Annotated in this window: 18 protein-coding genes; 12 read left to right on the top strand and 6 right to left on the bottom strand. The window is 61.9% G+C overall.

The window, feature by feature from the left end; all coding sequences use genetic code 11:
- Window positions 1-69: 69 nt before the first annotated feature.
- The 9 genes from LA343_RS08170 (at window position 70) to LA343_RS08130 (ending at window position 9,597) form a co-directional block, all read left to right on the top strand.
- On the top strand, window positions 70-3,300 hold the full coding sequence (locus tag LA343_RS08170) for an FtsK/SpoIIIE family DNA translocase (RefSeq protein WP_025402843.1): 3,231 nt from the start codon (window positions 70-72) through the stop codon (window positions 3,298-3,300).
- Between the two features lie 211 nt (window positions 3,301-3,511).
- Window positions 3,512-4,567, top strand: a complete 1,056-nt coding sequence (locus LA343_RS08165) for a TerC family protein (RefSeq protein WP_025402842.1) — start codon at window positions 3,512-3,514, stop codon at window positions 4,565-4,567.
- 154 nt (window positions 4,568-4,721) lie between these two features.
- Complete coding sequence (gene pgsA / locus LA343_RS08160) at window positions 4,722-5,276, top strand: CDP-diacylglycerol--glycerol-3-phosphate 3-phosphatidyltransferase (RefSeq protein ID WP_025402841.1); 555 nt, start codon at window positions 4,722-4,724, stop codon at window positions 5,274-5,276.
- A 3-nt stretch (window positions 5,277-5,279) separates the two neighbouring features.
- Window positions 5,280-5,837, top strand: coding sequence for a CinA family protein (locus LA343_RS08155; RefSeq protein WP_025402840.1), 558 nt, complete (start codon window positions 5,280-5,282; stop codon window positions 5,835-5,837).
- A 71-nt stretch (window positions 5,838-5,908) separates the two neighbouring features.
- Entirely contained in the window at window positions 5,909-6,265 is a 357-nt protein-coding gene (locus LA343_RS08150) for a helix-turn-helix domain-containing protein (protein ID WP_025402839.1), read from the top strand.
- A 167-nt stretch (window positions 6,266-6,432) separates the two neighbouring features.
- Entirely contained in the window at window positions 6,433-7,293 is an 861-nt protein-coding gene (locus LA343_RS08145) for a PspA/IM30 family protein (RefSeq protein ID WP_025402838.1), read from the top strand.
- A 102-nt stretch (window positions 7,294-7,395) separates the two neighbouring features.
- The gene (locus LA343_RS08140; RefSeq protein WP_025402837.1) at window positions 7,396-7,602 is read left to right on the top strand and encodes a DUF3046 domain-containing protein; all 207 of its coding nucleotides are present in this window, start codon (window positions 7,396-7,398) and stop codon (window positions 7,600-7,602) included.
- 263 nt (window positions 7,603-7,865) lie between these two features.
- Entirely contained in the window at window positions 7,866-8,981 is a 1,116-nt protein-coding gene (gene recA, locus LA343_RS08135; RefSeq protein ID WP_025402836.1) for a recombinase RecA, read from the top strand.
- Window positions 8,974-9,597, top strand: coding sequence for a regulatory protein RecX (locus tag LA343_RS08130; RefSeq protein ID WP_025402835.1), 624 nt, complete (start codon window positions 8,974-8,976; stop codon window positions 9,595-9,597). The genes recA and LA343_RS08130 overlap by 8 nt, the downstream gene beginning before the upstream one ends.
- On the opposite strand, the gene LA343_RS08125 is transcribed toward LA343_RS08130, so the two are convergent.
- From LA343_RS08125 to LA343_RS08105, 5 genes are all read right to left on the bottom strand, one after another.
- The gene (locus tag LA343_RS08125; protein WP_025402834.1) at window positions 9,594-10,046 is read right to left on the bottom strand and encodes a DUF6918 family protein; all 453 of its coding nucleotides are present in this window, start codon (window positions 10,044-10,046) and stop codon (window positions 9,594-9,596) included. The two genes, LA343_RS08130 and LA343_RS08125, sit on opposite strands and share 4 nt — an antisense overlap.
- Window positions 10,047-10,179: 133 nt before the next feature.
- Entirely contained in the window at window positions 10,180-11,118 is a 939-nt protein-coding gene (locus LA343_RS08120; RefSeq protein WP_025402833.1) for an amino acid ABC transporter permease, read from the bottom strand.
- Window positions 11,118-11,804 (bottom strand): amino acid ABC transporter permease, encoded by a 687-nt coding sequence (locus tag LA343_RS08115; protein ID WP_025402832.1) that lies wholly within the window; start codon window positions 11,802-11,804, stop codon window positions 11,118-11,120. Before LA343_RS08115 ends, LA343_RS08120 begins: the two co-directional genes overlap by 1 nt.
- Window positions 11,805-11,843: 39 nt before the next feature.
- On the bottom strand, window positions 11,844-12,734 hold the full coding sequence (locus tag LA343_RS08110; RefSeq protein WP_025402831.1) for a glutamate ABC transporter substrate-binding protein: 891 nt from the start codon (window positions 12,732-12,734) through the stop codon (window positions 11,844-11,846).
- An 88-nt stretch (window positions 12,735-12,822) separates the two neighbouring features.
- Window positions 12,823-13,551, bottom strand: coding sequence for an amino acid ABC transporter ATP-binding protein (locus tag LA343_RS08105; RefSeq protein ID WP_039911428.1), 729 nt, complete (start codon window positions 13,549-13,551; stop codon window positions 12,823-12,825).
- Between the two features lie 120 nt (window positions 13,552-13,671).
- Here LA343_RS08105 and miaB point away from each other — a divergent pair, with 120 nt between their 5' ends.
- A complete protein-coding gene (gene miaB / locus LA343_RS08100; protein WP_025402829.1) occupies window positions 13,672-15,222 on the top strand; it encodes a tRNA (N6-isopentenyl adenosine(37)-C2)-methylthiotransferase MiaB in 1,551 nt (516 codons plus the stop codon).
- Complete coding sequence (locus LA343_RS08095) at window positions 15,215-15,985, top strand: Rv2732c family membrane protein (protein WP_025402828.1); 771 nt, start codon at window positions 15,215-15,217, stop codon at window positions 15,983-15,985. Before miaB ends, LA343_RS08095 begins: the two co-directional genes overlap by 8 nt.
- A 58-nt stretch (window positions 15,986-16,043) precedes the next feature.
- Here LA343_RS08095 and LA343_RS08090 read toward each other — a convergent pair whose 3' ends face one another.
- Window positions 16,044-17,477, bottom strand: a complete 1,434-nt coding sequence (locus tag LA343_RS08090; RefSeq protein WP_025402827.1) for a DUF349 domain-containing protein — start codon at window positions 17,475-17,477, stop codon at window positions 16,044-16,046.
- A gap of 205 nt (window positions 17,478-17,682) precedes the next feature.
- Here LA343_RS08090 and miaA point away from each other — a divergent pair, with 205 nt between their 5' ends.
- Window positions 17,683-18,612: a tRNA (adenosine(37)-N6)-dimethylallyltransferase MiaA gene (miaA, locus tag LA343_RS08085; RefSeq protein ID WP_025402826.1), complete on the top strand. Its 930-nt coding sequence runs from the start codon at window positions 17,683-17,685 to the stop codon at window positions 18,610-18,612.
- The last annotated feature ends 40 nt before the right edge of the window (window positions 18,613-18,652 follow it).

The raw sequence follows: 18,652 nt of genomic DNA, 5'->3' as shown, positions 1-18,652 counted from the left end.
TAAAAAATCTTTACCTGAAACGCGTGTTGCACATGTGACCAATGTGGCTTGTCCGGTTAAGCTAGACCCATGTCTGTCTCTAGTCGCACGCGCACGTCAGGATCCCGAGGGCAAGGTCACACGAAGAGCTACTCCTCGGGCACGTCGTCGCGCCCGCAGACCCGAAGGGCTGCAGCGGGGTATGACGACTTCGAGAGGACCGGTAGCGCGTTCAAGCCCGTCGGCTCCTCGCTGGGCTCTGCCTTTGGCGGAGCAGCGCGCGGTATCGGCAGCCTGACCCGCAAAATGTTCCGCCCGAGCCGCGGTGCCGCAGGAGCTCCGGACGGTTACAACGACGGCTACGGCGACGCCTACGACGACGTCGCCGAGCTCATGGACGCCCCCACCACGCAGCTCAACACGCGCGGTGGCTCGGGCAGTGCTGGTGGTGGCTCGGGACGGAAGCGCCGACGCAAGCCCGCTGCCGATCCCAATTACGATCCCCGTCCGTCGAACTCCGGTGCCGATGACGGGGACGAACCGACTCACGACGACGATTCTGCCGACGCCCCAGAGGCCATCCGCCTCGGCGGCGAGCGGGACGGCGCAGCCCTCGCGGTCTTCGCCCTCGCGGTTGTCCTGGCCGGAACCGTGTGGTTCAAGGTCGGCGGCACCGTCGGTAACCTCGTCGCATCTGCCATCACCTGGGTCATCGGTGCTGGCGCGTTCATCGTCCCCATCGCGCTCGTCTTCGTCGCGTGGGTCCTCATGGTGGGCGTCACCACCACCCAGCGCTCTCGCGGGCGCCTGTGGTTGGGCGTGGGCATCATCGTGCTCGCCGTGTTCGGGATCATCCACATCATCGCTGGTCTTCCCTCCGACGCCGAAGGCCGCAGCCACGCTAGTGGCATGCTCGGAGCCATCGTGGGCGGTCCGATGGAAGTCGGGTTCAGCAAATACATCGCCATTCCGTTGCTGCTGCTCGCCGTCGTGTACGGGGCGCTGCAGCTCACCGGCATGACTTTTACCCAAGTCTTCGGAGCGCTGAAGAACTTCCTGGGCTTCGGTCACCTCGGCGATGGGGCTGATGAGGACTTTGCCGAGGGCACTGGGGACGGCGTTCTCGACGAGGAGGACGATGATTACGGCTACGTCGATCGCCACCTCGAGCGCCAGATGCGCGGCGCGCGCACTCGCCGCCCGTCGCGCGCTACTCCCATGGATAACTACCCCGTGGACAACGGCGCTGATCACTACGGTGACCAGGACGCAACCCTGGTTCTTGGAGCCCAGGGTGGCCCGCAGGCCCAGCCTGAAACTGCGGGTCGGACAAGCGGTGTGGCGTCGGATAAAAAGGCGGACAAGAAGCCAGTACGCAAGCGCCGCGCACCGAAGCAGCCCCCGATGGACGACGTGGCCGAGCTGCTCGAGGACGAACCGCAGCAGTCGGCGCAGCCACAGCAGCCGCAGAAGCCTCAGCAGCCCGCGCAACCGCAACGCTCGGCAGCGCCGCGCATCACGCCGGCGGCCAACGATCGGGCTGCGGTGCGGCAGGCGATCATCGCCCGCAGCGGCATCGATGCGTCCGCAGTGCCGGCCTCCACGCCCAAGTCGGAGGAGGAAAAGAAGGCTGCAGCCAGCACGGAGGTCGCTCCTCGGGAGCCGGAGGGCACCTACGAGCTGCCGTCCAGCGACCTGCTCATCCCCGGCGATGCGCCGAAGACCCGAAGCGAAGCCAACGATCGGATGATCGAGGCGATCACGGACGTCTTCGAGGAATTCAACGTGGATGCACAGGTGACCGGATTCAGTCGTGGTCCCACAGTGACCCGCTATGAGGTCGAGCTGGGGCCAGGCGTGAAGGTCTCGAAGATCACGAACCTGCAGTCCAACCTGGCTTACGCTGCCGCCACCGACAACGTTCGGCTGCTCACGCCCATCCCCGGCAAGTCCGCTGTGGGTATCGAGGTGCCCAACTCGGACCGCGAGATGGTTCGGCTCAGCGACGTACTGCACGCCCCGAGCGTGGTCGGTGACCACGACCCGATGCTCGTGGGCCTGGGCAAGGATATTGAGGGTGATTTCGTTGCCCACTCCATCCAGAAGATGCCGCACTTGCTGGTCGCGGGTTCCACCGGCTCCGGTAAGTCCGCGTTCGTGAACTCCCTGCTGGTCTCGCTGCTCACGCGCGCGACCCCGGACGAAGTGCGGTTGATCCTGGTGGATCCGAAGATGGTGGAGCTCACGCCCTACGAGGGGATTCCGCACCTCATCACGCCGATCATCACCCAGCCGAAGAAGGCTGCCGCTGCCTTGCAATGGTTGGTGGAGGAGATGGAGCAGCGATACATGGACATGAAGTCCAGTCGCGTGCGCCACATCAAGGACTTCAACCGGAAGGTGAAGTCCGGGGAGATCACCACGCCATTGGGTTCGGAGCGCGAGTACCGGCCGTACCCCTACATCGTGTGTGTGGTCGACGAGCTGGCGGACCTCATGATGACCGCGCCGCGCGAGATCGAGGATTCGATCGTGCGCATTACGCAGAAGGCTCGTGCTGCCGGCATCCACCTGGTGCTGGCGACGCAGCGTCCGTCCGTGGACGTGGTCACCGGTCTGATTAAGACGAACGTGCCTTCGCGTCTGGCCTTCGCCACGTCGTCGCTGACTGACTCCCGCGTGATCCTGGATCAGGCTGGTGCGGAGAAGCTCATCGGCATGGGCGACGGCCTGTTTATCCCGCAGGGCGCGGGCAAGCCGAAGCGCATCCAGGGCGCGTTTGTCACGGACGAGGAAGTCTCCGCAGTGGTGGAGGCTGCCAAGGATCAGGCAGAACCCAACTACACCGAAGGCGTGACCGAGGACAAAGCCGCCGAGGCGAAGAAGGACATTGATCCGGATATCGGAAACGACCTCGAGGATCTGCTGCAGGCCGTGGAGCTTGTGGTGACCTCCCAGTTCGGCTCCACATCCATGCTGCAGCGCAAGTTGCGCATCGGCTTTGCGAAGGCAGGCCGACTAATGGACCTGATGGAAACCCGCGGGGTGGTCGGCCCCTCCGAAGGCTCCAAGGCGCGTGAGGTGCTGGTGAAGCCTGAGGAGCTGGAGACGATGCTGTGGATGATCAAGGGTGCCGACCCCGCTGATGCGCCCAAGGAGGTCATGGGCGAAGACGGCAGCGGTGACGGCAGTGGCGACGGCGAGCTCGACAACGATAGCGCTGGCGGAAACGGCGCTAGCGACAGCGATGGCACCGCTGGCGCCAGGGATGGAGTGCGCGTGGTTCGCGCCAACCCCTCCACAGCTGGCGGCGCGTTTTAGGTATACCGCCACCTGATAGGTGTAGGATTATGCCCATTGGAGGGGAGTATCCCTACACCATCGACACTGATCGTCAGCACGGCAGTCCATCCGCCCCGCGCGGAGGGCTCCCGGTCGTGTCGGCCCCAGCGGTTCACTGAACTGTCGTGGGGTGGGAGAGACCTCCGGTCTATTTGTTCACCCCATATCCAGACCGGAGGGCCATAACTTCATGGAAGTAAATGCATTGACGTGGATCATCACCATCGTGGTGGTGATCGGATTTTTCATCTTCGACTTTTACACGCACGTAAAAACTCCCCACGAACCCACGCTGAAAGAGTCTGCGTGGTGGTCGGTGTTCTACATCGTCCTCGCAGTGATTTTCGGCGCGTTTCTGTGGTTGACCTGGGGCGAGCCCGGTAACCCGCACCAACACGGCATCGAGTTTTTCGCGGGCTACGTCACCGAGAAGGCGCTGAGCGTCGATAACCTGTTTATCTTCGCGCTGATCATGACGTCCTTCCAGATCCCCCGGAAGTATCAGCAAAAGGTGTTGCTCATCGGCATCGCGCTGGCTCTGGTGTTCCGCGGTATCTTTATCGCCCTCGGCGCTGCTGTCATCCAGGCATGGTCGGATGTGTTCTATCTCTTCGGCCTGTTCCTGCTGTGGACGGCCGCCAAGCTGGTGTGGGACGAGATCGCAGACAAGGAAGAGACCGATCCGCAGGACATGCTGGTGGTGCGGATGATCCGTAAGTTCATCCCGGTGCACAACGAGTACCGTTCCGACCACCTTTGGTTCCGGGAAAAGGGCAAGCTGATCCTCACACCGCTGTTTATCGCTTTGCTGGCCATCGGTTTCATCGACGTTCTCTTCGCCCTCGATTCCATCCCCGCTATCTACGGCATCACCAACCAGCCCTACATCGTGTTCACCACGAATGCCCTTGCTTTGCTGGGTCTGCGCCAGCTGTACTTCCTGCTGGACGGCCTGCTGGATAAGCTCGTTTACCTGTCTTATGGTTTGGCGGTCATCTTGGGCTTCATCGGTGTGAAGCTCGTGCTCCATGCGTTGCACGAAAACAAGCTGCCGTTCATCAACGGCGGTGAGCATGTGTCAGTTCCCGAGGTTCCCGTCGAGATGTCGCTCATCGTCATCGTTGGTGTGCTCGTCCTCACCGCTGTGCTGAGTCTGACGGTGGGCAAGAAGAAGTACGCCTCCGAGCACCCCGACGAGAAGTCTTCCCAGGCGGAGAACACCACATCTGAAGCCGCCCAGTCTTAGAACTCCGGTGTGAACATTCCCGGCCGCAGGCGGCTTTCCTCGTGGCGGGGGATCCTCACAGATAAATCACAGCGAGGGGAGTAGTATCGGCATCGTGCAACAGCCACAGACAACGACTTCGACCACTGGACGGATTTCCCCCTTCGGGAGGTTCGTGCGGCGATCGAGCCTTCCGAACATCCTCACCACGGTTCGGATCGTTCTCATTCCGGTCTTCCTCTGGCTGATTTTAACCTCCGGTTCGTGGGCCGACGGGGGATCTGCGCTCACCCACCGCTGGTGGGCCCTGGTGGTGTTCATCCTGCTGATGTTCACCGACCAAATGGACGGCCATTTGGCCCGCAAGTACTCGGTCATCACCGACTTCGGCAAGCTGGCGGATCCCATCGCGGACAAGGCGCTCATGATCAGCGCCTTCGTGAGCCTCAACATCCTCGGCGAGTTGTGGTGGTGGGTTACTGCCATCATCGTGGTGCGCGAGCTCGGCATCACCATCTGGCGCCTCGTGCTCGCCCGGCAGGGCAATGTAGTACCGGCCTCGAAGGGCGGCAAGCTCAAGACTGTCCTGCAGACCCTGGCGGTCGTCCTGTTCATCCTGCCGTTCGGTGGCGTGATGACCTGGGTCGCTGGAATCGTCATGGCGATCGCCGTGGTGCAGACCGTGGTGACCGGCGTGCAGTACATCCTTGATTCCCGCCGGGCGAACTAGGTTATGGAATCCCAGCAGGACTCGAATCAGGCGAGCGGTCATTCCGGGGATGCGGTGGCGTCCGCTGCCGATGTTGTCCGCGAACTCAGCGCCCGGTCGCTCACCGTCGCCACCGCCGAAAGTCTCACCGCTGGTTTGTGCGCGGCGACGCTCGCCAGCGTCCCCGGTGCTTCCGCCGTGCTGCGGGGTGGCCTGATCGTCTATGCCACGGAGCTCAAGGCACGCCTTGCTGGCGTCGACGACGAACTGCTGCGTGACCGCGGGCCGATTGATCCGGATGTCGCCGAGCAGCTGGCTCGCGGGGCGGCAGACAAATGCGGCGCTGATATCGGCGTTGGATTGACCGGAGTTGCCGGCCCCGATCCTCAAGACGGTCACGACGTCGGCGAGGTCTACGTGGGTGTGTGGTTTCAGGGTGTTGCTACGCATCGCGCCGTGGACGTTTCAGGCATCCTCGACGCCGAGAGTTCCCAGCAGGGCGGCGCGGCGACGCGTGAGAAAATTCGCCGAGCTGCTGTCGATTTTGCGTTCCGAGTAATTCTCGAGACGGTGACGGGGTAGTCTGGCACCACAGCCACGTTGGATAACGGTGGTTGGGAACAAATCGAGCAGGCGAGCCGTTGGAGTAAATGATGACTCAACAAACGATGCTAATGGGACCGAAGCTGGCGGAGAAGCCTTCGCCCACCTTGCCTGCAGAAGAGCCGCTGCTGCGCGAGGCGCTAGGAGCAACACTGCGGGAATACCGCGGGGAAAGCGGCTTTACGCTGCGCGAGTTGGCTGCGCTTGCGAACGTCAGTCCGGGCTACCTTTCGGAGCTGGAGCGGGGACGCAAGGAAGTGTCCTCCGAGCTGCTCGCGAGCGTGTGTCACGCGATGGGCGTCAGCGTCGCGTCCGTGATCCTGGAGGCCGCGTCGATGATGGCTCTCGACGCCGCCGCGGCCGAGCTTGCCGCCAACATGGCTACGCGCGCGGTGTCAAGCAGCTAAGCCCCATGGGGCATGCGGGAGCGGCCGTGGCGTCGCGCTCGATTGCTAAGATGTCAGTGTTTACGCTGATCGGTGATCGCGTTGATCAGCGTCCACATTGATGGGGCTCTCGTAAGCCCGCTGCACACCTTCCACCAGAATTCTTTTTTTGAGGAGCACAACAGCTCATGGCCAACCCTTTTTCCAAAGCATGGCACTACCTCATGGCCTTGTTCGACAACAAGATTGAGGAAAACGCTGACCCCAAGATCCAGATCGAACAGGCCATCCAGGAGGCTCAGCGTCAGCACCGCGAGCTGTCGCAGCAGGCCGCGGCGGTCATAGGAAACCAGCGTCAGCTGGAGATGAAGCTGAACCGTCAGCTCGCCGAGGTGGAAAAGCTGCAGGCCAACACCAAGCAGGCGCTCAACCTCTCCGACAAGGCTCGTGCAGCGGGCGATACCCAGAAGGCGACGGAGTACGAGAACGCCGCTGAGGCATTCGCCGCGCAGCTGGTGTCTGCTGAGCAGTCCGTGGAGGATTTGAAGTCCCTGCACGATCAGTCGTTGCAGCAGGCCGCGCAGGCCAAGCAGGCCGTGGAGCGCAATGCGATGCAGCTGCAGCAAAAGGCTGCCGAGCGCACCAAGCTGCTGAGCCAGCTCGAGCAGGCGAAGATGCAGGAGAAGGTGGCGGAGTCACTGCAGTCTATGAACTCCGTATCGAACACCTCCACTCCGAACTTGGATCAGGTGCGCGAGAAGATTGAGCGCCGGTACGCCAACGCGCTTGGGCAGTCCGAGCTCGCCCAGAACTCGGTGCAGGGCCGCATGATGGAGGTCGAGCAGGCCGGCATCCAGATGGCTGGGCACTCCCGCTTGGAGCAGATTCGTGCGGAGATGAACGGTTCAGGCCAGCAGGCTGTGGGCGGAAGCAACGCACAGCAATCGATCGAGCAGGGCAACCAGCAGTTCAACCAGGCTAACCCGGCCAACACTCAGGCCTCGGAGGATGCCGTGGCGAAGCGCATGCGCGAGCTCCGTGGCGAGTAAGAGCTCTGCGCCACTGTGTCGCTGTGGCAGGGGCACTGCGGCGCTGCTGCAGGATGGTCCATCCGCCCGCCACTGGGCGACAATCTGTGAAGGGGTAGTGCTATGAGGCGTACGGAGTTTGATCGGCTCGTTGACGGCGAGTTCGGGTCGAGCTTCTCCGCGTGGATCGGCGACACGCACGTGCTCAGCGAGCTGGGGGATACGGCGGAAAACCTAATCGAACGTGGGGTTGATCCCCGCGATGTATGGCTAGCGCTGTGCGATGATTTCGACGTTCCAGCTGAGCGACGTTTGGGCGAGGATATCTGAGCATAGACACACCGATTCGATAGTCGTTCTTTCGAACAGAAGTTCGTGTATAGTGTGTCGTGTACGAGCGATGTCCCATCGGGGTACTAAACATAGTGATCGTGAACGTTAGCGCCAACAATGTGGTCTAACCGTTCTGTTACGACAGTCGAAGAACGTTAGAGCACAAGCTGCGCAGTCAGCAACTGCGAGCGCTTGCGTCAATGAGCTAAAAACGAGCTAAAAACGAGCTAGCAACGAGCTACTAAGGAGCATCTGCATCCATGCCACCCAAGAAGAAGACAACCACCACCGGTTCTAGCGGCGATCGGTCGAAGGCTCTCGAGCTGGCCATGTCCCAGATCGAGAAGGACTTTGGCAAGGGCGCGATCATGCGCTTGGGCGATGATAAGCGCCCGCCGATCCAAGCCATTCCCAGTGGCAACATTGCTATTAACGTTGCCCTGGGCATCGGTGGTTTTCCCCGCGGTCGCGTGGTCGAGGTATACGGTCCGGAGTCCTCGGGTAAGACCACTGTGGCGCTCCACGCCATTGCCGAAGCTCAGCGCGCCGGTGGTATTGCCGCCTTTATCGACGCCGAGCACGCGCTGGATCCGGAATATGCTCGAGCTCTCGGCGTTGATACCGACGCGCTGCTCGTTTCTCAGCCCGATACGGGCGAGCAGGCCTTGGAGATCGCGGATATGCTGATCCGCTCTGGCGCGATCGACATTATTGTTGTCGACTCCGTTGCTGCTCTGACACCCAAGGCCGAAATCGACGGCGATATGGGTGATTCGCACGTGGGTCTGCAGGCCCGACTGATGAGCCAGGCGCTGCGCAAGATGACGGGTGCGCTGTACCAGACTGGCACCACCGCGATCTTCATTAACCAGCTGCGCGAAAAGATCGGCGTGATGTTTGGCTCTCCGGAGACCACCACGGGCGGTAAGGCTCTGAAGTTCTACGCATCGGTTCGCTGCGATATTCGCCGCATCCAGGCGTTGAAGGATGGCCAGGACGTCGTGGGTAACCGCACGCGCCTCAAGGTCGTGAAGAACAAGGTTTCCCCGCCGTTCAAGATCGCCGAGTTCGACATCCTCTACGGCGAGGGCATCTCGCGCGAAGGCTCCATCATCGACTTGGGCGTGGACGCCGGCATTATCAAGAAGTCCGGCGCATGGTTCACCTACGACGGTGACCAGCTGGGCCAGGGCAAGGAGAAGGCCCGCGAATACCTGAAGTCCAACCCCGACATCGCATCGGAGCTCGAGGATCGCATCATGCGCGAGCTCAAGGTGGGTAAATACGCCAACCTCAAGGATGAGGATCAACAGCCGACCAGCGAGGATGATCCCATCGATCTGGCTCCAAGCTTCGATGACGATGAGGATGAATAGGCCATCATCGTCCGAACAGCGGGCTGGCCAGGAGTCTGAGCAGCAGGCTAAGCTCGCGGCGCTCAGTGAGGCGATCGCCAACTACCAGGCTGGGGACAACCCCATTATCGATGAGGGTAAAGAGGAAGCTCTGGCGCCGATCAAGCGCAAAGCGACTCGGCTGATCAACCATCGACCTCGCTCGGAGCACGAACTGCGCACGCGACTACTCGAGGATGATCACGCCCCAGAACTCGTGGACGCAGTCGTGGCGCGGTGTGTCGACAACGGCATGATCGACGATGGCGTGTTTGCCAGAGAGTGGGTTCGCCAGCGGTCGATGAATCAGAAGAAATCAGTTTCCGTGCTCCGCCGGGAGCTTCAGGCCAAAGGCGTGGCAGCACGGCACATCGAAGCAGCGCTCGCTCAGGTCGATGACGACGATCAACATCAGATCATGGTCGAGCTCATCCGTAAGAAGGCTCACGCCATCAAGCGGGCCCCGAAGGATCGGCAGGAATACCTCAAGTTTCTCCGCCGCATCACCGGCGTGGCCGCGCGGCGAGGCTTCCCAGAGGGGGCGGCTGTTAGGGAAGCCCGCGAGGCCCTCGACAACCGCATCTCAGAACTGAGCTAGGCGGGAGAGACGTGCTTTTCCAGCGTGTCGCCCAGCGCTGGAATGTTGTCCTTCACGATGGAGGACACTTTGCCGCGGACGGGACCGTAGATCTTGGACACCGCGGGGTTGTTGACGCTCTCTGCCTTGCTATCCGCCGTCTTGAGGATGCCCTCGGCAACTTCGTCGCGCCGTTGACCGAGGAAGTCCCCGAAGCTGCCAGCGTCCGATCCCTGAGACGTGTACTCATCCCAGTACGGCTCCAGCTCGCGTGCGATATCGGGAAGCAGACGATCGGTTCCCTTGGACACAATGTCGGCATCCAGCTTCTTCGCTGCAGCGTAGGCGCCCTTGACCAGCTTGCCGCTGAGACCCGACTGGCTCTCCACCGTGTCGTTCGCCAAGGTGGTGAGGTCCTGGACGGCAGCCTCGCGGTTGGTCTGGGTCAAAGAGTCAACAAAGTTACCCATGTGTTCAATCTTTCTCTCACTACTGTGAGGTCGGAATACAAAGAGGGAGGCACCGGGCTAGCGAAGCTAGGGTGCCTCCCAGACGATCCCAGGATAGCGTCCTGAGGGCGTCGAAGTGGGAACCAGAAAAGATCTAGTCCGTAATGTTACGAAGATCTCGGTGAGACGGGTCGCGCCAATCCACGTTGACCTCGTCCTTGGTCTCCAGGCCCACATCCTTCTGGTGCGGAACCTTGGCCACGATGTTGCGACGCGCACGGCCGGCGCGCAGCTGAGACTCGATACGCTCCGCCAAACGAGACAGTGCGTAGTTGAGGATGATCATGATGATCGCGACCACAACCATCGCGGCGAGGTAGTTCTTGTACCATGATGCCGCCTGCAGCGACGAGCGGACAACCTCCACGTAGCCAATGAGGTAACCCAGCGCAGAGTCCTTTAAGGCGATGACCATTTGAGAAATCAGCGCAGGAAGCATGGATGCTACGGCCTGAGGGAGCAGAATGCGGAACATCGTCTGCGACCGGGACAAGCCGAGGGCCAGCGCGGCCTCCTCCTGACCGGACGGCAGGGACTTAATGCCTGAGCGCAGAATCTCGGCGATCACCGAGCCGTTGTACATCGTCAGGCCGAACACGACCGCGGCGAAGGCCAAATATTGGGTTGGCACCAGGCCGTACAGTGCGAACACCTGGTACGCGAAGATCATGAGCAGCAGCACCGGGATGGAGCGGAAGAACTCCACGATGACCGCGCAGGGGACGCTCACGTACTTCTTGTGCGACAACCGACCGAGCCCCAGCGCTCCACCAATGATGAGGGCCAGGATGATCGAAAACACCGCCGCTTTGATGGTGCCCCACAGACCGGGCAGCACGTAGGTGGTCCACATTTCTGATGTGACGAACGGGTGCCACTTCTCGGCGGTGAACTGGCCGTTGGCGTTGAGCTGTGCACCGACCAGAGCCAGCACGCCAACCACAACGATGATGGTGACCGCGGTGAGAATGCGGTTGATGCGCACCCCGCGTGGGCCGGGAGTGTCATAGAGAACTGTTGCGCGTGCGGACATTAGCGCTTCACCGCCAATCGTTTACCAGCTGCACCGAAGATCAAGCCGGTCGGCAGCGTCAGAATAATGAAGCCCAGGGCAATGATGCCGAAGATGACGAACACCTGGTCGGCGTGGTTCTCCACGCTCGTCTTCATCAGCAGTGAGGCCTCAGCCACGCCGATGACGGATGCAATGGTGGTGTTCTTCGTCAACGCGATGAGCGTATTGCCCAGCGGCACGATGGCACCGCGCAGAGCCTGGGGGAAGATGATGTAACGAAAGTTCTGCATGAAGCTCAGACCCAACGATCGCGCCGCCTCGGCCTGGCCGAACGGAACGGTGTTGATGCCGGCGCGCAACGACTCCGCCACGAACGACGACGTGTAGAGGATGAACGCCAACACCGCCAGGCGGAAGTTGTTCTCGGTGGTGAACGTCGGCCCCTGTGGCGCCAACGTCACGTTGAGGTTCACGTACAGTCCCAGCGACGCGAACAGGACGATCAGCGTCAGCGGGGTATTGCGGGTGGTGTTGATGTAGAACGTCGCGATCGTGCGCAGGATGCCCACCGGGGACACGCGCATGGCCGTGAGGATCGTGCCAAGGATCATGGATCCCAGGGCGGACCAGAACGTTAGCTTGATCGTTGTCCAGAATGCTGGCCACAGGTCAGGGGCCATATCGGACCACAATTCGGTACTCATGATGGAAGCGACCTCCTTTCGTGAAGAATGCTTGTCGGTCTACTTGTTAAGGAAAGAGAGATCGCCGATCTTGGGCTTTTGGCCAGGGGCGATGTCGTTGGCGAGGTTGCGCTTGATGATCTCCACGTAGGCACCAGAATCGTACATGTCATTGAGTGCCTCGTTGATCTGCTTCACGGCCTCTGGCTGACCCTTGGCGAGTCCGATGCCGTAGTTCTCATTCGTCCAGTAGGAGCCATCCGGCTTTTTCAACTCCACGACCTTCATCGTGCCGGGGTACTGCTGAGCAAAGCCCGCCAGAATGGTGGCGTCTGTGGACAGGGCATCCACCTTGCCGCGAGACAGTGCCTCCACGCAGGCCGAGTATGTATCGAACTCCTGCAGCTGCACCTCGGGTAGCGCCTTCTTAATCTTCTGCGCCGGGGTGGATCCCGTCACCGAGCACACCTTCGTATCCGCGTTCATGTCTTGCAGACCACCGATGGGATCGTTCTTGCGCACGAGGATCGCCTGGTGCGTCACCAGGTATGGTCCCGCGAAGTCCACCGAGCGGTAGCGCGAGGCGCTGATCGAGTAGGTGGCGGTGATCATATCGACCTCACCATTGTTGATGAGGGTCTCGCGCTGTGCGGACGGGGTTTCGCGCCACTTCAGCTTGGGCTCTGCCCAACCGTTCTTCTTGGCGATGTAGCTCACCACGTAGCGTGCCACGTCCGTATCCACACCCTCGAAGTGCTTGCTGGGAGTGCGCACGCCCAGGCCGGGCTGATCGAACTTGGTGCCGAGAATGATCTCGCCGTTTTTAATGGATTCCAGCACGCTGCGCGGCTCGTTTGTACCGCATGCAGCCAGGGCTGTCACGCTCACTACCGCACACACAGCAGCGATGAGCTTGCGCCACCAACTATTGCGGCGTGGCCTGCTGGCCATCCATGACCGCGTCGCAGCGCGTTGTCCTTGTTGCCTATTCATCTTCCAGATGTCCTTGCTTGTTTGCTGCCCACAGTGACGCAGGGCTCTAGTGACCCAGAATCTTGCTGAGGAAGTCTTGTGCACGGTCGGATTGCGGATTCGTGAAGAAGCTTTCCGGATCGGTGTCTTCCACAATGGAGCCCTCAGCCATGAACAGCACACGGTTGGCCACCTTGCGCGCGAAGCCCATCTCGTGGGTCACGCACACCATGGTCATGCCGCCAGCCGCGAGGTCGGCCATGACGTCCAGGACCTCGTTGATCATCTCGGGATCCAGCGCAGACGTGGGCTCGTCAAACAGCATCACCTTCGGGTCCATGGCCAGTGCCCGGGCGATGGCCACGCGCTGCTGCTGACCGCCGGAGAGCTGAGCGGGGTACTTGTCCGCCTGGGCGGCAATGCCCACGCGCTCCAGCAACTCCTCGGCGCGCTTGCGGGCCTCAGCCTTGGACTGCTTGCGCACCTTCATAGGGGCAAGAGTGACGTTGTCCCGAATCGTCATGTGGCTAAACAAGTTGAACTGCTGGAAGACCATTCCCACTTCGGCCCGTAGCCGGGCTAGGTCTTTGCCTTCTTCGGGCAGTCGCTCACCATTGATATAGATCTCTCCATCGTCGATGGTTTCGAGCCTATTGATGGTGCGGCACAAGGTCGACTTGCCTGAGCCGGACGGGCCAAGTAGTACGACCACTTGACCAGTAGGAATTTCCAAATTGATGTCTCGCAGTGCGTGGTAATCGCCGAAGTGCTTGTTGACACCTCGTAGGGAGATCATCGACTGAGCCGGTGTGTTTTCTGACATAGTGGGAACACTAATGCATCGCATGTCACTTTTAGGAAAGTCGCAGATTGGGGTTTTCGTGTTCACCCGAGGGGAGGGGTAGGATCGACTGCTGTGACACAGACGATCCAGACCCCATCTTCGACCGATAAAACCGCACGTAGCTACGAGGTTCGCACCTTTGGCTGCCAGATGAACGTCCACGATTCGGAGCGGTTATCGGGGTTGCTGGAGGAATACGGATACGTCCCCGCCGGAGCCGATGAAACCCCGGATGTTGTTGTTTTCAACACTTGTGCCGTGCGTGAAAACGCCGACAAGCGCCTCTACGGCACCCTCGGTCAGATGAAGGCAGTCAAGGATGCTCACCCCGGCATGCAAATCGCTGTGGGTGGCTGCATGGCGCAGAAGGACAAGCAGACCATCGTGGATAAGGCTCCGTGGGTCGACGTTGTCTTCGGTACCCACAACCTGGGTTCGCTGCCCACGCTGCTGCAGCGCTCGGCGCACAATCAGTCCGCCGAGGTGGAGATCGTCGATTCCCTCGAGCAGTTCCCTTCCATCCTCCCGGCCAAGCGCGAATCCGCCTACGCCGGATGGGTGTCGGTGTCGGTGGGGTGCAACAACACGTGCACCTTCTGCATCGTGCCGTCGCTGCGGGGTAAGGAACAGGATCGACGCCCAGGTGACATTCTTGCCGAGGTGAAGGCTCTGGTAGATCAAGGCGTCACCGAGGTCACGTTGCTGGGGCAGAACGTCAACGCATACGGCGTGAACTTCTCCGACCCGGATCTGGAACGTGATCGGGGAGCGTTCGCCAAGCTGCTCCGCGCCTGTGGTGAGATCGAGGGGCTCGAGCGGCTCCGATTCACTAGCCCACACCCGGCCGAGTTCACCGACGATGTCATCGAGGCGATGGCCGAGACCCCGGTGGTATGCCCACAGCTGCACATGCCGCTGCAATCGGGCTCCGACAAGGTGCTCAAGGATATGCGCCGCTCCTACCGCTCCAAGAAGTTCCTGGGGATCCTCGACAAGGTCCGCGAGCGCATCCCGCATGCCGCCATTACCACGGACATCATCGTGGGATTCCCCGGCGAGACGGAGGAAGACTTCCAGGCCACGCTCGACGTGGTGGAGCAGGCACGCTTCTCCAGCGCGTTCACCTTCCAGTACTCCCCGAGGCCCGGAACCCCAGCTTCGGAGATGGACCAGCAGATCCCGAAGGCCGTGGTGCAGCAGCGCTACGAGCGCCTTCTCGAGCTGCAGGAGCGCATCAGCGAGGAAGAAAACGCTCGGCTCGTCGGCACTACCCAGGAGCTGCTCGTGCAAGCTGGCGGTGGCCGCAAGAACGACCAGACCCACCGCATGTCCGGCAGGGCTCGCGATGGCCGCCTCGTCCACTTCGCGCCCACGCCGGAGATTCGTCCCGGTGATGTAGTGACTGTGGAGATCACCGGTTCATCGCCGCATTTCCTTATCGCCGATGGTGGTGTGCTGAGCCACCGCCGCACGAAGGCAGGCGACATGTACGACGCGGGGAGGACTCCGACGACGGCGCCTGTAGGCGTCGGACTAGGGTTGCCAACAGTGAAGAAACCAGGCAGTGAGCAGGAGAACACCCCTGCGACGAGCTGCGGAACCGGAGGATGCGGTTGTGAGTAACGCCGACAAGCACACCGAAAATACTGCGAACACCGCGAATACTGCGCAGACTGGGGCGGCCGGGGAGAAACGCGATCGCCTAGCCGCATACCGCAGCGACCTCAAGGGCGCGGAACGGGATGCCGCCAAGAGCGTGGACTACACGAAGGCGCTGCCGTTCCTTGCCGTGGGTCTCATGCTGCCGATGGTGGGGCTGTTCATGCCGCACTCGGGGCAGGTGCATGGCTTCGACGTGCTGTTCTACAGCAAAACCGCGGAAATGTACGGCACGACGATGCCGGAGCGGATCTACTCCTGGCTGTGCGTGACGGCGCTGCTGCTGACGGTGGGCACGATTGTGTCCCGCTCGTGGATCGTGGCCTGGGTGAACTGGGCGTTCGCCGGCGTGGCCTGGTGGTACAGCATTTTCGCAATCTGGATGCGGCAAAGCCGTCCCGTGACCGACCCCGGCGAAGGGCCGGGATTCGGCCTGATCATGTGCATCATCGGGCTCACGATCCTCTTTGTGACCCTGACCGCGCTGCTGTTCCGTCGCACGGCGTTCCAGAAGGCTATTGCCGAGGCGCGGCGTGAGGAAAAGCTGCAGGCAGCGCAGGCGGAGGAGTCTGCGCAGCGGATGCGCACGGGCATCCAGCCGCGCGAGACGGTGGAGATCGTCGACGACCGGCGGGCTAGGGCGAAGGCGCGCCGCCGCCGGGTTGAGGAGTACAACCGCCGGAAGGCGGAGGAGTCTCAGCGAGAGGAGACCTCGGGGGAGTCCTAGGGGGAGTCCTAAGGGTGATTCTTAGGGCCTTAGCTCCTCCACAGTGAGCGCTCGGTCGCTAACCTTCCACAGCCTGGGCGGCGGCATCCGCCCATTCCTTCCACTGCGCGGCTTGGTCACGCAGTTTTTTCGCTTTGTCGGTCTTACCCTTAGCCTCGGCGGCCTCCGCTTCAGCGGTGAACTGATCCACCTTGGCTTGGAATTGAGCCACGCGGGCCTGTGCCTCCGGATCGGTACGCTTCCACTGCTCATCGGCGGCTTCGGACACGCGGTCTTCTAGCTCGCCGATCTTGTCCTCGAACTCGCGGACGCGGTCGCGGGGAACGTAGCCGATGGCCTCCCATTTATCCTGCAGTTCGTGCAGGGCATTGCGGGCCTTATCGAGGCCGTGGGCCTGCGGATCAACCTGATCCCGGTATTCGTCGATGAGCTTCTGCTTGGCCTCCGCGTTGGCCTCGAACTCCTCATCGCGCTTGGCGCTATCTGCCTTGCGGGCGTTGAAGAAGACGTCCTGGGCGGCGCGGAACCGAGCCCACAGTTCGTCGTCCACGTCGCGGTGCGCGCGACCGGCCGCCTTCCACTGGTCCATGAGATCCCGGTAGGCCCGAGCCGTAGGACCCCAGTCGGTGGAGTGCTGCATCGCCTCAGCCTTCTCAATGAGGGCTTCTTTCTTGATGCGTGCGCTCACGCGGTTCTTATCCAGTTGGTCGAAGTGCTCCTCGCGGCGGCGGTTGAACGCATCGCGGCCTGCGGCGAAGCGAGCGTAGAGCTCATCATCGGTGGCCTTGTCCACGCCCTTGATGCCACGCCATTCGTTCATCATGGCGCGCAGGCGATCACCGGATTTCTTCCACTCCGTGGAGCTCTCGCCAATGTTCTCCGCTTCTGCGGCCAATTCCTGCTTGCGCTGCGTGGCCGCGGCCTTGCGGTCGGCCTTATCCTGCTCGGCCTGGCGCTCGGCTTGATGCGAGTTCGCCACTACGTCCTCGGCGCGCTGCTGCAGGGCAGGGATATCACCGATGATCGCGGCAGTGGGGAGGTCGGCGATGATGCGCTGGGCGTCCTCCCGGATGCGTTGGGCCTCCTCGGGGTGAGTCACCAAGCGTGCGGCGAGGACGGCGACCTGCGTGGAGACGTCGTCGTAGCGCGCGCCGAAGTGTGCCAAGCCTTCTTCGGGGCTTCCGGCCTGGTATTGCCCGATGGCGCGGTCGCCATCCGGGGTGGTGACCCACGCTGTGCCGTCCGCATCAACGCGGCCGAACTTCGCCGGGTCGTTGTGCGGAACCTGAGGAGCGGCGGCCTCTGGCTTCGGGGCGCCGGATGCGGACTTCGCTGAGCCAGCAGGCTTGGGAGCGGGGCGCTGAGTCGAGACCTTCTGGCCTGGGCGAGGGCCGGGACGTGGACCCGGCTTGGGAGCAGGCTTCGGCGCAGCCTGGGACTGCGGGGTTGCCTGGGACTGCGGGGTTCCGTTGGGCTTCGCGGGCTCTGACATCGTTGGACTCCTGACAAGCTAAGACACGAACCATGCGCGATCACTCGCGCCATTCTTTTCAGTATTACAGAGCACGGCCCTGCGTGGGGCGGCTTTAGCGCCGTACCCCCGCAACTGTGTACCCCCCGAGCTTTCGCGAGCCCTGTGACCTCACGTGCCCACCCATCGACACCGGAGGTCTCTGGGGTTTCTACACTGGGGAGCTATGAACGATTCGCCACGCTCCACCCGCCCGATCGCGGTGGTGGGCCCCACGGCGTCCGGGAAGTCTGCGGTCTCGCTCGCCTTGGCCGAAGAGCTATCCGGCGAAGTGGTCAACATCGATTCGATGCAGTTGTATCGCGGCATGGATATCGGCACCGCCAAGCTACCGGTCGATGAGCGCCGCGGCATTCCCCATCACCAACTCGACGTGTGGGACATCACCAAGCCCGCGAGTGTGGCGGAGTATCGCGCGTCTGCCGTCGCGGACGTCGAATCAATCATGAACCGCGGCAAACGCCCCATCATCGTGGGTGGTTCCATGATGTACGTCCAAGCTCTCGTCGACGAGTGGGATTTCCCGCCTACCGATCCGCATGTTCGGGCGCGGTGGGAGCAACAGCTGGATCGCATCGGCGTGCATGCCCTCCACGATCACCTTGCCACGGTGGACCCGGAAGCCGCGCGCATCATCGAGCGCAACGATCCTCGCCGCACCGTCCGGGCTTTGGAGGTCATCGAACTCACCGGCCGTCCGTTTGCCGCGTCCCAACCTCCTAAGAATTCGACGCCACGCTGGAACCTGCGCCTGGTCGGGCTATGGGCTGATGCGGACTGGCTGAACCCCAGGATTGAACAGAGGGTCCGCGAGATGTTCGATGCCGGTTTCGTCGATGAGGTCCGGGGGCTCATTGAGCAAGGGCTTGTGCGTGAATCCACGGCGGGCAAGGCTATAGGGTACTCGCAGGTGTTGGATTACTTGGAAGGGGAGTGCAGCCTGGACGAGGCGATTGAGGCAACGGTCATGGGAACGCGGCGCTATGCCCGGCGGCAGCGCAGTTGGTTCCGGCGCGACCCTCGTATCGAATGGCTCGATGCTGCGGCTCCCGATGTGGTGGATCGGGCGCTTAACCTCGTGCGGGACGAGAGCTAGCACGTTCGAATACGGTCCGCCGTGAATCTTCATGGAAGTG

The organism is Corynebacterium falsenii (genome assembly GCF_020099275.1).
Lineage (GTDB): Bacteria > Actinomycetota > Actinomycetes > Mycobacteriales > Mycobacteriaceae > Corynebacterium > Corynebacterium falsenii.
The sequence above is the reverse complement of the archived record's forward strand: the minus strand, read 5'-3'. Positions and strand labels throughout refer to the sequence as shown.

Excerpts from the sequence above, each read along its gene's own strand:
- LA343_RS08170 (WP_025402843.1), top strand. The coding sequence starts at position 70 with ATGTCTGTCTCTAGTCGCACGCGCACGTCAGGATCCCGAGGGCAAGGT.
- LA343_RS08165 (WP_025402842.1), top strand. The coding sequence starts at position 3,512 with ATGGAAGTAAATGCATTGACGTGGATCATCACCATCGTGGTGGTGATC.
- LA343_RS08155 (WP_025402840.1), top strand. The coding sequence starts at position 5,280 with ATGGAATCCCAGCAGGACTCGAATCAGGCGAGCGGTCATTCCGGGGAT.
- LA343_RS08150 (WP_025402839.1), top strand. The coding sequence starts at position 5,909 with ATGACTCAACAAACGATGCTAATGGGACCGAAGCTGGCGGAGAAGCCT.
- LA343_RS08145 (WP_025402838.1), top strand. The coding sequence starts at position 6,433 with ATGGCCAACCCTTTTTCCAAAGCATGGCACTACCTCATGGCCTTGTTC.
- LA343_RS08140 (WP_025402837.1), top strand. The coding sequence starts at position 7,396 with ATGAGGCGTACGGAGTTTGATCGGCTCGTTGACGGCGAGTTCGGGTCG.
- recA (WP_025402836.1), top strand. The coding sequence starts at position 7,866 with ATGCCACCCAAGAAGAAGACAACCACCACCGGTTCTAGCGGCGATCGG.
- LA343_RS08130 (WP_025402835.1), top strand. The coding sequence starts at position 8,974 with ATGAATAGGCCATCATCGTCCGAACAGCGGGCTGGCCAGGAGTCTGAG.
- LA343_RS08125 (WP_025402834.1), bottom strand. The coding sequence starts at position 10,046 with ATGGGTAACTTTGTTGACTCTTTGACCCAGACCAACCGCGAGGCTGCC.
- LA343_RS08120 (WP_025402833.1), bottom strand. The coding sequence starts at position 11,118 with ATGTCCGCACGCGCAACAGTTCTCTATGACACTCCCGGCCCACGCGGG.
- LA343_RS08115 (WP_025402832.1), bottom strand. The coding sequence starts at position 11,804 with ATGAGTACCGAATTGTGGTCCGATATGGCCCCTGACCTGTGGCCAGCA.
- LA343_RS08110 (WP_025402831.1), bottom strand. The coding sequence starts at position 12,734 with ATGGCCAGCAGGCCACGCCGCAATAGTTGGTGGCGCAAGCTCATCGCT.
- LA343_RS08105 (WP_039911428.1), bottom strand. The coding sequence starts at position 13,551 with ATGATCTCCCTACGAGGTGTCAACAAGCACTTCGGCGATTACCACGCA.
- LA343_RS08090 (WP_025402827.1), bottom strand. The coding sequence starts at position 17,477 with ATGTCAGAGCCCGCGAAGCCCAACGGAACCCCGCAGTCCCAGGCAACC.
- miaA (WP_025402826.1), top strand. The coding sequence starts at position 17,683 with ATGAACGATTCGCCACGCTCCACCCGCCCGATCGCGGTGGTGGGCCCC.